Source organism: Pelotomaculum propionicicum (assembly GCF_004369225.1).
Taxonomy (GTDB): Bacteria; Bacillota; Desulfotomaculia; order Desulfotomaculales; family Pelotomaculaceae; genus Pelotomaculum_B; species Pelotomaculum_B propionicicum.
In genome coordinates this window covers 37368-50332 of sequence record NZ_QFFZ01000004.1, presented here as the reverse complement: position 1 = coordinate 50332, position 12965 = coordinate 37368, and the positions used below count along the sequence as shown (strand labels likewise).

11 protein-coding genes are annotated in these 12965 nt (G+C 47.0%); 1 reads left to right on the top strand and 10 read right to left on the bottom strand.

Features of this window, described 5'->3' with window-relative positions; translation table 11 throughout:
• Positions 1-168 precede the first annotated feature (168 nt).
• Both Pmgp_RS02870 and idi read right to left on the bottom strand, forming a co-directional pair.
• Positions 169-789: a TetR/AcrR family transcriptional regulator gene (locus tag Pmgp_RS02870; RefSeq protein WP_134212468.1), complete on the bottom strand. Its 621-nt coding sequence runs from the start codon at positions 787-789 to the stop codon at positions 169-171.
• Positions 790-1017: 228 nt separating this feature from the next.
• Positions 1018-1581 (bottom strand): isopentenyl-diphosphate Delta-isomerase, encoded by a 564-nt coding sequence (gene idi / locus Pmgp_RS02865; RefSeq protein ID WP_134212467.1) that lies wholly within the window; start codon positions 1579-1581, stop codon positions 1018-1020.
• Positions 1582-1925: 344 nt separating this feature from the next.
• Here idi and Pmgp_RS02860 point away from each other — a divergent pair, with 344 nt between their 5' ends.
• Complete coding sequence (locus Pmgp_RS02860; protein ID WP_134212466.1) at positions 1926-4358, top strand: DUF4855 domain-containing protein; 2433 nt, start codon at positions 1926-1928, stop codon at positions 4356-4358.
• Between the two features lie 12 nt (positions 4359-4370).
• Here the strand turns inward: Pmgp_RS02860 and Pmgp_RS20505 are convergent, their stop codons facing one another.
• From Pmgp_RS20505 to Pmgp_RS02820, 8 genes are all read right to left on the bottom strand, one after another.
• Positions 4371-4496, bottom strand: coding sequence for a hypothetical protein (locus Pmgp_RS20505; protein WP_282432865.1), 126 nt, complete (start codon positions 4494-4496; stop codon positions 4371-4373).
• 115 nt (positions 4497-4611) lie between these two features.
• Positions 4612-5991 (bottom strand): MFS transporter, encoded by a 1380-nt coding sequence (locus Pmgp_RS02850; RefSeq protein ID WP_153189179.1) that lies wholly within the window; start codon positions 5989-5991, stop codon positions 4612-4614.
• Positions 5992-6358: 367 nt separating this feature from the next.
• The gene (trxB, locus tag Pmgp_RS02845) at positions 6359-7543 is read right to left on the bottom strand and encodes a thioredoxin-disulfide reductase (RefSeq protein WP_134212464.1); all 1185 of its coding nucleotides are present in this window, start codon (positions 7541-7543) and stop codon (positions 6359-6361) included.
• Between the two features lie 34 nt (positions 7544-7577).
• A complete protein-coding gene (locus Pmgp_RS02840; protein WP_134212463.1) occupies positions 7578-7898 on the bottom strand; it encodes a thioredoxin family protein in 321 nt (106 codons plus the stop codon).
• Positions 7899-7914: 16 nt separating this feature from the next.
• Positions 7915-9933 (bottom strand): alkaline phosphatase family protein, encoded by a 2019-nt coding sequence (locus Pmgp_RS02835; protein WP_134212462.1) that lies wholly within the window; start codon positions 9931-9933, stop codon positions 7915-7917.
• Between the two features lie 326 nt (positions 9934-10259).
• Positions 10260-11189 carry a LysR family transcriptional regulator gene (locus tag Pmgp_RS02830; RefSeq protein WP_134212461.1) on the bottom strand — a complete coding sequence of 310 codons (930 nt, stop codon included), beginning with the start codon at positions 11187-11189 and terminating at the stop codon, positions 10260-10262.
• Between the two features lie 369 nt (positions 11190-11558).
• Complete coding sequence (locus Pmgp_RS02825) at positions 11559-12116, bottom strand: nitroreductase family protein (protein ID WP_134212460.1); 558 nt, start codon at positions 12114-12116, stop codon at positions 11559-11561.
• A complete protein-coding gene (locus Pmgp_RS02820; RefSeq protein ID WP_134212459.1) occupies positions 12113-12895 on the bottom strand; it encodes an SDR family oxidoreductase in 783 nt (260 codons plus the stop codon). The genes Pmgp_RS02825 and Pmgp_RS02820 overlap by 4 nt, the downstream gene beginning before the upstream one ends.
• Between the last annotated feature and the right edge of the window lie 70 nt (positions 12896-12965).

Sequence of the window (12965 nt, the reverse complement as noted above, 5' to 3'; positions counted from 1 at the left end):
TGCGAATTTATTCGTCAGAGGAATGGGGACACATCTCTGTTTCAGGTATTCCTTTGTTGACGAGGTATGTCCCCAGGCTCTCAAGCAAGTTCGGCGCTATCGCGCCCTGTTCGATTGAAATCGAACCTACAGCTGGAGCCGCATTAGCGATATATGTTTCTGATAGGTTTAACTTGGGGGGCTGGTAAATCCTAAACCCCGGAGGTTATATTCAACCAGGGGACCTATCACTTCTGCCAGGCTGGAGGGACTATCCTCTCTCAGCCAGGTCAGGACCACATTATAAAATGTGCCCACAAAGGCGGTTGCGGCGATCCGGCTGTCTAAAGGCGCAATCTGGCTTGTTTCAATTGATTCCTTAATGTCTTCTTCCACCAGTTCCGCCAGGCGGCCCAGCAGGTCGGCCAGCTGCTCACTTACCGCCTGGTTGGAATTTGCCGTCTGCAGCAGGATCACTTTGGCCAGGGCCCGGTTTTGACCCAGGGTATCAATCGCCGCTTCCATTGATGCCCGCAGTTTGCCCTGTACATCCTGAGCTTCCTTGCGTCTCTCCGCTATTTTTGAAAGCACCATTTCGTAGATCTCGTCTACCAAAGCGGCAAAGAGGGCTTCCTTATTACGCAGGTAAAGGTAGATGGTGCCGGTGGCCAAGCCGGCCTTCCTGGCTATTTCCTTGATTGACGTGCCATGGTAGCCGTGCTCCGCAAAAACTGTCTGGGCTGCCTGCATGATGGCCTGCAGTTTAGCCTCAAGTTTTTTTCCCACTTTGTCGGTCTTGCGGTATGCCAAAGAAAAACCACCCCAAAGAAATGAATAATGGTTCATTTTTTAATGCTATTGTATCCCTGCCATTAAGCAGTGTCAAGAAGAAATAAGGAGTCACCCCAAGCCGTATTAACAAAATAAATAAGGCTTTACAGGTGGCAAGCCTTAAAAATTATTCCGTTATATTTAAAAGCTATCCTAAAAAAGTTCTTTGCCGTAAACATCAGACGCAAATTCATTCGCACAATGTTTTCATTTATCCTTGGTTAAAAAATCATAACTTCCTCCATCTTTTATAGCCTTTCCCCAATTTCTGGCCAATAAAATTTCCCAGGCAATTTTAAACCATGATGTATAGATTTCCGGATTCTTTTTAATGTCTTCCTCCAAAATATCCCTGGAGATCCACTTGTAATCAGCTACTTCATTTATATTTTTTTTAGGTATCCCATCCCATTTCCCAACAAAGACATGATCATATTCCTTTTCTGTTAACCCGTTTTCAAACTCAGTTTTATAGATAAATGAAAAGACTTTGACCATCCTGGTGTCAAACCCCATTTCTTCCTGCAGCCTTCTGTGCGCCGCTTCTTCCAGGGATTCACCAGGCCTCGGGTGGCCACAGCAGGTATTCGCCCACATCCCCGGACAATGATATTTATTCTCAGCACGCTGTTGTATTAAGAACTCACCCTTAGAGTTGGTAATAAAGATTGAAAACGCCCGATGCAGCTTAGGGTTTTTATGGGCGTCAATTTTTTCAGCAACTCCAACCACTTTATCATTTTCATCTACTAAAGTAACATATTCTTGCACAGCACTACCCCCAGTTACTATAGAGTATTCCTGAATCCTTGATGCTTTATAAAAAATCCCAGCACCTCAATAACTTAGGCACCTGGTACCTAAGTTATCATAAGTTATCCAATGAAAAAAGGGCTTCTATGTACTGAAGCCCTTAAAAATTTTAAAATGGATTATTTCAGAAAGCCTTCCAGAATAAATGATTTTGTCGCCTAAACGGGCGACCGCCCCTTTCATCCCACGGGACGAGCCAGTGGGTTTTCAGGGGCGAAGTTCTATAAAATGTGTATTCATTCTCTATCTAATTAATATATAATTTACTTAGAATGTCAAATTAAAAAGAATAGGGAATTAATATGAAAATAAAGTATTGGCTGGCAGGTCTAATTATCTTCGCCTTTACCGCAATCGCCCAGGCCGCGCCGGCTTCACCCGCCTTTCAGGATATTGAAGGTTCTTTTGCCAGGGACGCCATTATTCAACTGAGCGACCGTGGCATCATTAGCGGCCTCGGGGCCAATGAATTCGGCCCGGCGCAGAGTATCAGCCGCGCCCATTTCGTTGTCCTTTTGGCCAGGGTGCTGGGGGTACAGCCTTATTCTCCCGCTGCGCCTACCTTTTCAGATCTGCCCCTCTCCGCAGCGGAATCAGGATATGTGGAAGCACTGGTCAAACTTGGCCTGGTAGCGGGTACTGGAAACAAGGTAATGGGAGCGGATGATTCGATCAAACGGCAGGATGCCGCTGTGCTACTGGCCGGCGCCATACGGGAGGAAAGCTTGGAGGAGCCTATACTTGGCGGCAGGTACCTTGATGAAAACCAGATTTCCTCATATGCTGCGAAAAGCGTAGCTTATGTTGTCTGGAAGGGCCTGATGAACGGCGGCGACAATCTCTTTCGTCCTCAAGAAACATTAACCAGGGCGGAAGCAGCCGTGCTCGCCGACCGGTTATTTAAGATCAGAAAAGGACAAGCTCTGACCGCTTTCCCAGTTGTCGACTCCCGGCAACTGCAAATAAAAACGGGAGAAACCAGTAAAATTGAACCGGACAATTCTCGGCAGCCCTTGCCCTTTACAACAGTGTACGGGCTGGACGACCCGGTCGTCGGCTGCATCTCTCCAGACGGCTCCTTTTCAGCCGGGCCGAAACCGGGCCAAGCCACCATTACGGTTAACGCGGGATACAACTCTTATCTGGTCCATACTAATATTACTTCCGCCGGCACGGCAGCAAAAACAACGGAGAAAAGCCCCGCAACTACCACCGCCTGTGTACCCGGAGAGGAGCTCACTAACGGGGCAACCTACAGAGTAGAGGTGCACTCGCCCGACCAGGGTTTCCGGGAGACAGAAGAGAAAAGTTATCCCGGCCCCCAAGAAGGCCTCACCTGCCTGGACGAAACCTGGACGGGCTTTTTTCGCCAGCAGGGACGGGATATTACAGTGGATTTAAAAAAGGTTGCCCCTGTCACCAAAATCTCCCTGGAATTCGAACAGGAAGCCGGGTCAGGCATTTACCTGCCCCAATACATGAACTGTTCTATGTCGGCGGACGGGAGAACCTGGTATCACCTGGGGCTGGTCAGCCATAGCATTGACCCCGCCGATCCGGCGGTTTTGAGCAAGGAATTCGCTCTGACCTTCCCGCCTGTCGCAGCCCGTTACGTTAAGATCAGCTTTCCGGTGGACGTCTTTGTGTTCGCCAGACACCTGTCCATCAAAGGAGGCGGTCAACCGCAAAGTCCGGTGATCCTGGCGCATGAAGAACAGAATGGACAGACTGCCGACACCTACCTGCAAATCCCGGACATCAGAAACATTCTACTGGTCTTTTCAGGCAGCCACGGCGACCTGGGCAGGTGGACCTCCCAGGACTTTCTGCCCATGCTGGTTTACCTGGACAAAAGGAACAGCATAGAGGGGAAGATGTTTGATACCCTGCTCTTTCTCCCCTACCCCGACCTGGCCTGTACCAGGGACGGCTGGACCGCCTACGCCGAGGACCTCTTTGCCCCCGGAGCGCAGCTTTCCGCCCTGGAGGAAACCATGGCCCGTTTGAATAAAATACCTGATTACCAGGGAAAAGTTAATGTCATTCTTACCGTTCCCTATCCCGACGGGCAGCAAGAAAACTTCGGCATTCTTGAAAGCGGCGGCAGTCCGCTTTGTTTCTCCGAAAAGAAAGCCGGCCAGAGTCAGGCGTTTGAAGACCGCTTCCTGGCCGTACGCTGGTTTTACGACAATCTAAAGGACAGGTGGGACCAGGCGGGATTTAAATACCTTAACCTGGCTGGTATTTACTGGTACAAAGAAAGTATGGACCCGACCACGCCCGGTGACGTCGAACTGGTGCAAGACGTGGCCCGGCTGGTGCGTAACGACGGCCTGAAATTTTTCTGGATCCCGTTCTTTGGAGCGCACGGCTATGATGTTTGGAGATCATACGGTTTCAACCATGCTTTTTTGCAGCCCAACTATTACGCCAGCAACGTTCCCCCGGATGAACGCATGGATAAGGCCGCGGGACTGGCAAAGCGCTACAACCTTGGCCTTGAGATAGAATTCGATGAAGGCATACTCTCCAGCCCTGAATATTATAACCTGTTTTATAAGCAGCTTAATAAAGCGCAGCAGCTCAATATCGATAAGGAAGCGTCCATGGCTTACTACGCCGGTTCAAAAACCCTGGTAAGAGCCTGGCGCAGCGATAACTACAAAATACGATCCATTTACGACGATATGTACAAATGGCTAAATGGCACATACAAAACGCCGGCTAATCCATAAGCCGGCGCATCCTCAAACCAGTTTGCTTTTTTCTTTCATATCCAGGGTCTTAAGCGCGCTGTCCGTGCCGGCGGGGAAGTATTTCTTTAAAATCTTCTCGCTTTCTTCCTGCGTAATGTTATAGCGGTCATCTACCATCCTGGTTGGTGGAGTGCTGGATTTTAAGTCGCTACTGAAATTTATTCAGATTAGTAGACAGAGGACCCAAATCAGTCCTATGAAACTGGTGGTCATTATATTGCTATAATTGACCCTAACCTCTTTCTAGATTGAAACTGCCCAGGCTTTCTAATTTTTCGCGATCTTTTTTGTAAAACTTCTTACACAGCATAGTTAATACCATCACAAGAATAAAGGCAATAGTAGATACATATGCCAGTGCCATATTAATACCACATGCATCGGATAACACCCCACACAACACCGGTCCCGCTACACCTCCAATACCCTGGTTTGCCACAGGTATAAATGTGCTGGATACGCTACGGTAAAAAGGTGGCAGCAGGTCTTGTGTTACAGAATTAATGTTTGACATTCCGCTTATAACAAATGCCTTAGCCAGCCCGAAAAAGATAAAGGCTACTACAAGGCTTTTGGCGTATAAGGAGTTTTGCGTAAATATTATTATGGATAGTAAAAACCCAGTTACAAATAAAAATGAAGCTGTTAACCTTCCTTCTTTATTTTTTATTTGCAGTCGGTCCGACACCCACCCCATAAGAATTGGGACAGTCACAGCAATTATTCCAATAAAACCCACAAAAGTCGATGCTTGTTTAACGTTCATCCCAAAAGTCCTGGTAAACAATGTTATTCCCCAAATAGACATGGAAGTAGTTCCAAGCATTAAACATCCGGTAATGAGGAACGAACAGAGAACTGCGGGAGATTTTACTGTATAAATAAAAGCATCTTTTAAACCCAAATTCAAACTCTTCTTTGTAGAACCCGCTTGTTCCACTTCTTTCACTGTGGTATCTATCTTGTTTTTAAAGTCAGGCATAAACCAACCAATAGCTGCCAGAATCAACCCGGGGACAGCCATTATACCGAAACATGCTTTCCAGCCATAAGTATACGCAAGCCAACCTGCGACCATAAGTCCTACGGTAGCTCCAACTTGTGATCCTGAATAAAACCACCCCATCATTGTTCCACGCTTACTTTTAGGGTACCAAGCACTGATAAGGGAATAAGCAACAGGTATATAGCCTGCTTCACCAACCCCAACGCCAAAACGGGCTGCTAAGAGAGGGAAATATCCCTTGGCAAGGCCAGTGCCCCAGGTAGCTATACTCCATAAAGCCACCATAATTGCACAGACCTTGCGCCGGCTCCATTTATATGCAATCATGCCTGTAGGTATAACAAAAATTACGATGCTGACGCCAAAAATCGAACCCAACATGCCCGCTTGCGCGTCTGTAAGTTGATAAGCCTGCTTAATCATTGGTAAAGTAGCAGACAGTGCATATCTATCCATAACATCAATTAAGTGCATTGCCCATAGAACAAACAACCACATGTTTGCCTGCCAGAATGGCAATTTCAGTTCTGGGGTATCATCATTTTCTATTGTGGATTTGGCTAACATTTCTTCATTTGATTTCACATTACTGGTGGGTGTCGTCATAATAATCAGTCCTTCCTTATTCTTGAGCACTAGTTATTTGGCTGACTTATGAATCTCGATAAAAACTTATGGCGACTACTGCATCGTGGTAATCCATATATGTCTTTCCCCAATGGATATTGTTTTGGGGTTATCCTGTTTATTACTTCTGGTTTCTTACTTGTCTAGAGTACCTCTTCCCAAAAATTTGTGATCATATTCACATAAAAGTGCTGACTTCCTGGTTCTGTACACCTATCTTGTCGTCACCTGAGTCGAAACCACCGCTCAGCACTATATCACAATTCTGATTCGTAACCCTTTTCTCTTTGTCCACCATCTCCTTATTTCAGCATCAGCAATGTCATGGCGCCTATGACATCACTGGTCAAACGCAGTTATGTTTTAGAATATTACGGACAACCTTCCCTTCCTTGAGCAGCAGGGCAGCCGGTACCTCCGTCACGTTATACCTCCGGGCTATCCTTTTCTTCCTCGACATGTCCACCTTAACCAGCTTTACTTTATCCCCGCTCTCTGCCACTGTCTGCTCCAGCCTGGCTACCGCTTCTATACTTTCTTCATCCGCCGGGCTCCAGAAGGCCAGCAGCACGGGCTTGTCCGCGTTCAGCACGTTCTCTTTGAAATCGTCTTCTTCGGCCAGGTATCTCTCTAATGTCACTGCTGCCACAGCGCCGTCATTGGCCGCGGTCACCACCTGGCGCAGGTATTTTACCCTGGCGTCTCCCGCGGCGCACACGCCGTCTATGTTGGTCTCCATCATCTCGTTGGTTGGAATGTAGCCTCTTTGGTCTAACTCTACTTTGCCTTTTAAAAATTCTGTCTCGGGCACCATGCCCACATAGATGAAGACTCCTTCGGCCTTTACTTCTGTGAGCTCTCCGGTTTTCAGGTTTTTGACCACTACCGCCTCGACGTTTTCTTTGCCTTTGATTTCGGCCAGGACGGAGTTCCAGACGAATTCTATCTTGGGATTCTTGAAGGCTTTTTCGGCGCTGGCTTTGTTGCAGTCCACGATTCCTTCGTCGTGAATGACTATCACGATAACCTTGCTGGCGTACTTGGTGATGTAGATGGCTTCTTCTATGGCGGCGTCTCCGTTGCCGACGACCACCACGGTCAAATCTTCGTAGAATTCGGCGTCGCAGGTGGCGCAGTAGGACACGCCGCTGCCTCTCAGCTTTTTCTCACCTGGTATGTTGAGCAGGCGGGGCTGGGAGCCGGGGGCTAAGATTACTGCTCTGGCCTGATACTGGACGCCTTTTTTGGTTTTGACTGTTTTAATTTCTCCATCGAGATCTACTTCTGTTATTTGGCCTTTGATGATCTCAGCGCCGAATTCTTTGGCGTGGCTGGCCATGGTTTTCATTAAATCGGGACCTGTGGTGGATTTAAAGCCGGGGTAGTTTACTATCTCCCTGGTGGTAAAGGCCATGCCGCCTACGGCGCCTTTCTCCAGGATCGCTGTTTTGAGTTTGGCTCTTGCTCCGTAGATACCGGCGGCGAGGCCGGCGGGGCCTCCGCCCAGTATCAGCAGATCGTATACTGACATTGACTAGTCACCTCAAACGCTCATCATCTATTGCTTACAGCAATTCTTCGATCTTTTCTTCTAACTGTTCTTCCTCGACTTTGCCGGCGAGCTTGCCTTGATAATCGCCGTCTTTAAAGAACAGCAGCTGTGGTACTCCTCTGAGGGAAAACCTGTTATACAGGTCTCTTTGTTCTTCTGAGTCAACGCGGTAAAAGCCGAATTTATCTTTGTACTTTTCTGCTATCTCTTCTACCATGGGCACCACTTCGGCGCATACGTGACAGGTTTTCCGGCTGAATACCACCAGGCAGTTCTCGCAGTTGTCGTAAACTATTTCTTCGAAGGTGACCGCGTTCAGGTTTTTGAGTTCCATTGTTATTGCCTCCGTCCTAGAACTCTTCAGATAAGATCTGGTACACAGGCGCCCCTTCACATTGGGCAGGCATTCTGACACCGCCGATAACAGCAACTGTCGGGGCTACATCGACTTCACGGATAATACGGTCGGTCTTAAAGCCGGTCTTAAAGCCCGGTCCTGCCGCCATAAAGATTGGCGAAACTGAGGTGCCGCCGTACCCGCAGGTCGTGGACAGGGAATCGCAATGGTCGTAGTTATAGCCTTCCGCCGTCCAATAAATGATATCGCCGGATTCAGGGCCGCCCAGGCCGAGTAAAACAGCGTCTTTGTTTCTTAAAGCCATGGCAATAACTCTCTTGCCGGTCACACTGTCTTTATAGCCATAAAGAGCAGTCATGATTTCTTCCTCTACTTCGTATTGATCTTCAGGCTCAACAATTCCGTATTTATCCCGGCCTTTAATATTGAGATAAATATGGTTGCCCCGGTTGGCAACGGCTTTGGTTTTGGCCCAGTCGATTTCTTTAAGATCATTGCCCTCGGCATCTTGCTTAATGTTGGTGAAGCCCAGCTCTCTCATCAGGGTAACGTTTAGACCCGTCATATCCCCAATCAACGGCGGATTATGCTCCGGACAAACGGCCGCATGGTCGGAGACAATCAACACCGTCCATCCTTCATCCAGTAAATGCAGGAAGCGGCCGATATAGCCATCTGTCTGCCGGTAGACATCCTCGAGCATTTGTTTGTAATCTTCCGGGGTCCCCTTGCCTCCCTTTTTTAATTTATGGATAATCATATGGCCTGCCAGGTCAACATTATGGAAATGAGAGAAAATGATTTCGAAGTTTTCTTTTTCGATCAGATAATTAAGCACATCGGCCTGCCAGTCAGCGCTAGCCTGCCAAGTAGCGATCATACATTCCCTGGCGATCTGAACACTGGCATTACCAATCAGACAAGTCGGTTGAGGGAAGGCTATATTCTCGGTTACAGTTTTAAACAAACTGGCAGGGTGCCACAAATCGTCGTTAGTAGTATCCATACCGGCTGAAATCCACATTCTGACTTGCTCGCCATTGGGCTCCAGATACAATATCCGCATATTGCGGTTAGCGATGACTTTCTTATCATCGTCTTTAATGGCTTCATCCAGCAGATCCCTCACATACACACCCTGTTCCAGGACGGCCATCGGTTCCGTTTCTTTCTTAGACTTATAAATGGCTACTCTGTCATAAACACCATCGGCATTTTTCAAAATTAGACACGGTCTGCGAATCAACCCACCAGCGTGTAACATGGTGAATTCCCTGGCATCTGCCGGCGCATCCGCCCAGCCAGCCGCGTCCTTGATCGGTGAGTAGACCACATCAAAGGGAGTTTCCGGCAAAGCACCCTCGCCATCCTCCTTGGTCAGCAAAATCCTGGTCTTTTTCTTGGCTTTTACACTTTCAGCCAAATTATAGGTGCTTTTCTGAACCTTCAGATCGCTGATGACGCACGGTACTTCACCTTCAGTGGCTGCTTGTTTCTTATAGGTCACTTCTTCAGTCTTGACGCTGGCAACCAGAATTTTCTCAGGATCAACAATGGCTACACCCATATTTACATTGCCAGGCTGTGTGCCATCTACAACACTGAGGTTAGGGCTAGTTGAGGTTGGAGGCCATGAACTGCCCGGCCAATGCCAGACGAGGGTCTTCTTACCGGCTTCAGCAAAAACATTCCATAACTGCTCAGCCTGACACTTGGACGAGTCCAAATTATACTCGATGACGTCCAGAGAGTCTTTTGACTGCCGGTAAAAACAAGTTATCCCATGGGTTACCGGATAAGCGCCGGTGGCCAAAGTAGTCCACATAGGAGGTGTAACTGTCGGCTGCGCTCCCAGCATGACCAGATCTTCTCTCTGTGCGCCCCGTTCTATAAATTTTTTAGTATTAGGCATTTTGCCTTCAGCAACATACTTCTTCGTTAATTTGGGGTCCATACCGTCGATGCCTAAAACTAAAATCTTATCCGCCAGTGCCTTTCTGCTTAAACTCATAACCTCACTCCCTAAAATTAATGATTCTTTGTGTAAGTCTTAATCTCCGATATTGCGCGCTATACGTGAATTATTTACTTACTAATCATCATTATAAGTAAAGAGAATATATTGCATAGCAGAAGTACTGGACCACAATCGAATGGCTGCAAATAATAATTGCAACAAAAAACAACAGAAAAACAGAAATGTTTCAAGACAACAACGCTTAATTTGTTATCTTGAAACATTTCTTTCTTTTAGCAGCGGCATAGGGTTTCATTGAAAAAACACAAGGGTATCAAGGGAAAATTGTGGACGTAAGAGATTGGGAGTCTGATGCTGGGTCAGATGAAGCTTTTCAGAATACCCAAAAACAGATCAATGACTTTCTGGTTTTGGATATAAGCCTCTTTGTTGATCAACAAGGTGATGATGGGGGTTGGCGTATTTTTCAACGGAATAAAGGACAATTTCTCTTTATGTTTAAAGTAATTAGCGCTTTTAATTGATAATTTACTTGTAAAACCAATCCCCTGCCCGGATAAAATCGTTTCTTCAAATGTCTCCAGACTGTTTGTGGTAATTTGAATTTGCGGGTTATAACTTTCTTTCAATGCCAGGACGGCAGGAACGTTAATTTCATTTCCTTCACGATAAACTACAAAAGGATATTGAAGCAGCGATTTAGGAGTAACAGCCGTTTTTTTCTTGGCCAGCGGGTGTTCGCTGCTCATGACAATATAAGATTTGTCAGTCAACAGATAATCGATTAGAAAGGGGCAATCTGGTGCGAGCCATTCTAATGGTGTTTTATGTATGGTGATGAAGCCCAACATGATTTTTTGTTGCCTGATATTGTTCAGGATTTCCGCCATGGTTGTTCTGGTGACATCAATAGTTATTTGTGGATACTTTAACAGAAACTGTTTGATGGTTGGCTGGACCAAGCTGTAGTTGGGGATCGCCATAGTTGAAAGGTTGAGATGGCCTTTAGGCGTAGCGACGTTTCGGCCCTCTTCGATTTTGGCAATAGCTTCCTGCAACTCAGCCAGCTTGTTTAAACAGGCTGTCGCAAAATTGGCCGTTAGCTGGCCGGTTTCCGTCAGGGAAACCCCCTGGGCACTGCGGTTTAGCAGACAGGTGTTTAATTCATCTTCCAGATTTTTAATGCTTACATTCAGGGCTTGGTGGGAAATATTGAGGTTTTCGCTAGCCTTATTGATAGAACGGGTCTTGGAGATTTCCAGCAAATAAAGTAATTGCTGAGTACGCATTGTTTCTCCCCCTTGTTAATAATAGGATAGACCCTGGTACTTAAGACTATAATGTTTATATCACAGCAATCTGGTGAAATCAAACACATTGTACCAAAGTATGCTTTTTATTTATTTTCAAGAGGGCAGCTTACCTGATTTTGCTATGACTGTTTTCGAACCAATAAAGCGCTGCGTTGCCGTAGTCCGGGATGAACAGTACCCGCTGCCTGTTTACCCCGGAGACGAAGGAAAATGGTATGTCACGCAAATAAATTACCCGGACCAACAGCAATGATGGTGCTAGAAGACGGAAAATGGAAATGGGAAATCCCGCAACCCTGATAAACCAGGGCTGCGGGCCCTTTTTTGTCCAGCCTTTTTTACTGTTTATCTTACGTAATTTATTACCTCTTTGCTTCTCGGAGGCGGCGCCGGGTTTTCGTCTTTATACCCGAGCGCTATGGTGCAGACATGATTGTATCCCTCAGGCATCCCCAGTTCCTTTCTCATGGCGTTCCCTTTTTCTGATGCAAAAAGCAAACCGGAGGAGGCGATCACGCAGGAGCCGATGTTTTGCGCTTCCGCCGCCAGTGTGATGTTCTCAGCGGCCAGGCCGCAGTCGACATGTATCCACGGAGCTTTTTCATCCGCCGAGATCAGAATAACTGTGGGAGCATGATAAAAAGTGTGGTAATCAGGGGAAGCTGCTCTTTGCTTCAAAAATTCATTTCCCGAATTGTTGATGTTTTCCCTGATTATGCCCACCATTTTGTCAAGCATGGCCTTGCTCTGGATCACGGTGAAATGCCATTTCTGCTGGTTCCTGGCGTTCGGCGCGTAAACAGCGCAGTCCAGTATTTCCTGCAATTCAGCGGCGGAAATTTGTTCAGCTTTGTACTTTCTGATCGCCCTCCTGTTTTTAATAACCTTTAGAGTATCATTCACATTTTACCAACCTTTCTAGAAGTTTTTTCCTGTTGAAGACTCATCCTGCTGTTCATCCGCTGACAGGCCTCGTCAATCTCATCCCTCGACATGCGCATTAATTTTTCAGATGGTCCATAACCAATTTCCAGGTCTCCCCTTTCGAAGCCTTTAAACACAGCGTCCGCAAATTCTTCCAGGGGCACTCCAAAAGTGTGCAGGCCGGCCCCGCCCAAATCAGTGTTTACCGCGGGCGGCGCCACCTCAATAACACTGACGTTCTTATCTGCCAGCACATGTCTGAGGCTCATGGTAAAGGAATGAAGCGCCGCCTTTGTGGCGCTGTAAATTGGAGCTATGGCCATGGGTGTAAAGGCCAGTCCCGAGGTTATGTTGATGATTGCAGCGTTTGGCTTTGCGGCCAGGTGAGGGATAAAAAGCATGGAAAGATGGACGGGCGCCGCAAAATTTGTTAATATTTCCTCCTGATAATAGCCCCATTTTTCCTGCGCCAGCAAGAGGTCCATCCGGTGCTGAACACCCGCGTTGTTTACTAAAATATTTAAATCAGGAAAGCTCTTTTTGACCCAATCAAACAATAACTGTCGTTCCACTTCGACAGAAACATCACACCTGCGAATTTCGAGCTGCGGGAATCTCCGCTGAGCTTCCCGCAGCTTTTCCTGCCGGCGGCCGCAAATAATCACTTTGTTGCCCCTGGCCAGAAAACGTTCCACCAGGGCCAGCCCGATACCGCTTGCTCCCCCTGTAATCAGCACGGTGTTGCCCGATAAATTCATTTTACCTGCCCTCCCATACCTTTAGCATGCTTTAATTATTATACTCTTTAACAGTGTTTCCAACCCAGAG

Bases quoted from the DNA above. Each gene is read 5' to 3' on its own strand.
- Pmgp_RS02840 (WP_134212463.1), bottom strand. From the start codon at position 7,898: ATGGAACTCAAAAACCTGAACGCGGTCACCTTCGAAGAAATAGTTTAC.
- Pmgp_RS02850 (WP_153189179.1), bottom strand. From the start codon at position 5,991: ATGACGACACCCACCAGTAATGTGAAATCAAATGAAGAAATGTTAGCC.
- Pmgp_RS02830 (WP_134212461.1), bottom strand. From the start codon at position 11,189: ATGCGTACTCAGCAATTACTTTATTTGCTGGAAATCTCCAAGACCCGT.
- Pmgp_RS02860 (WP_134212466.1), top strand. From the start codon at position 1,926: ATGAAAATAAAGTATTGGCTGGCAGGTCTAATTATCTTCGCCTTTACC.
- Pmgp_RS02820 (WP_134212459.1), bottom strand. From the start codon at position 12,895: ATGAATTTATCGGGCAACACCGTGCTGATTACAGGGGGAGCAAGCGGT.
- trxB (WP_134212464.1), bottom strand. From the start codon at position 7,543: ATGTCAGTATACGATCTGCTGATACTGGGCGGAGGCCCCGCCGGCCTC.
- Pmgp_RS02835 (WP_134212462.1), bottom strand. From the start codon at position 9,933: ATGAGTTTAAGCAGAAAGGCACTGGCGGATAAGATTTTAGTTTTAGGC.
- Pmgp_RS20505 (WP_282432865.1), bottom strand. From the start codon at position 4,496: ATGGTAGATGACCGCTATAACATTACGCAGGAAGAAAGCGAGAAGATT.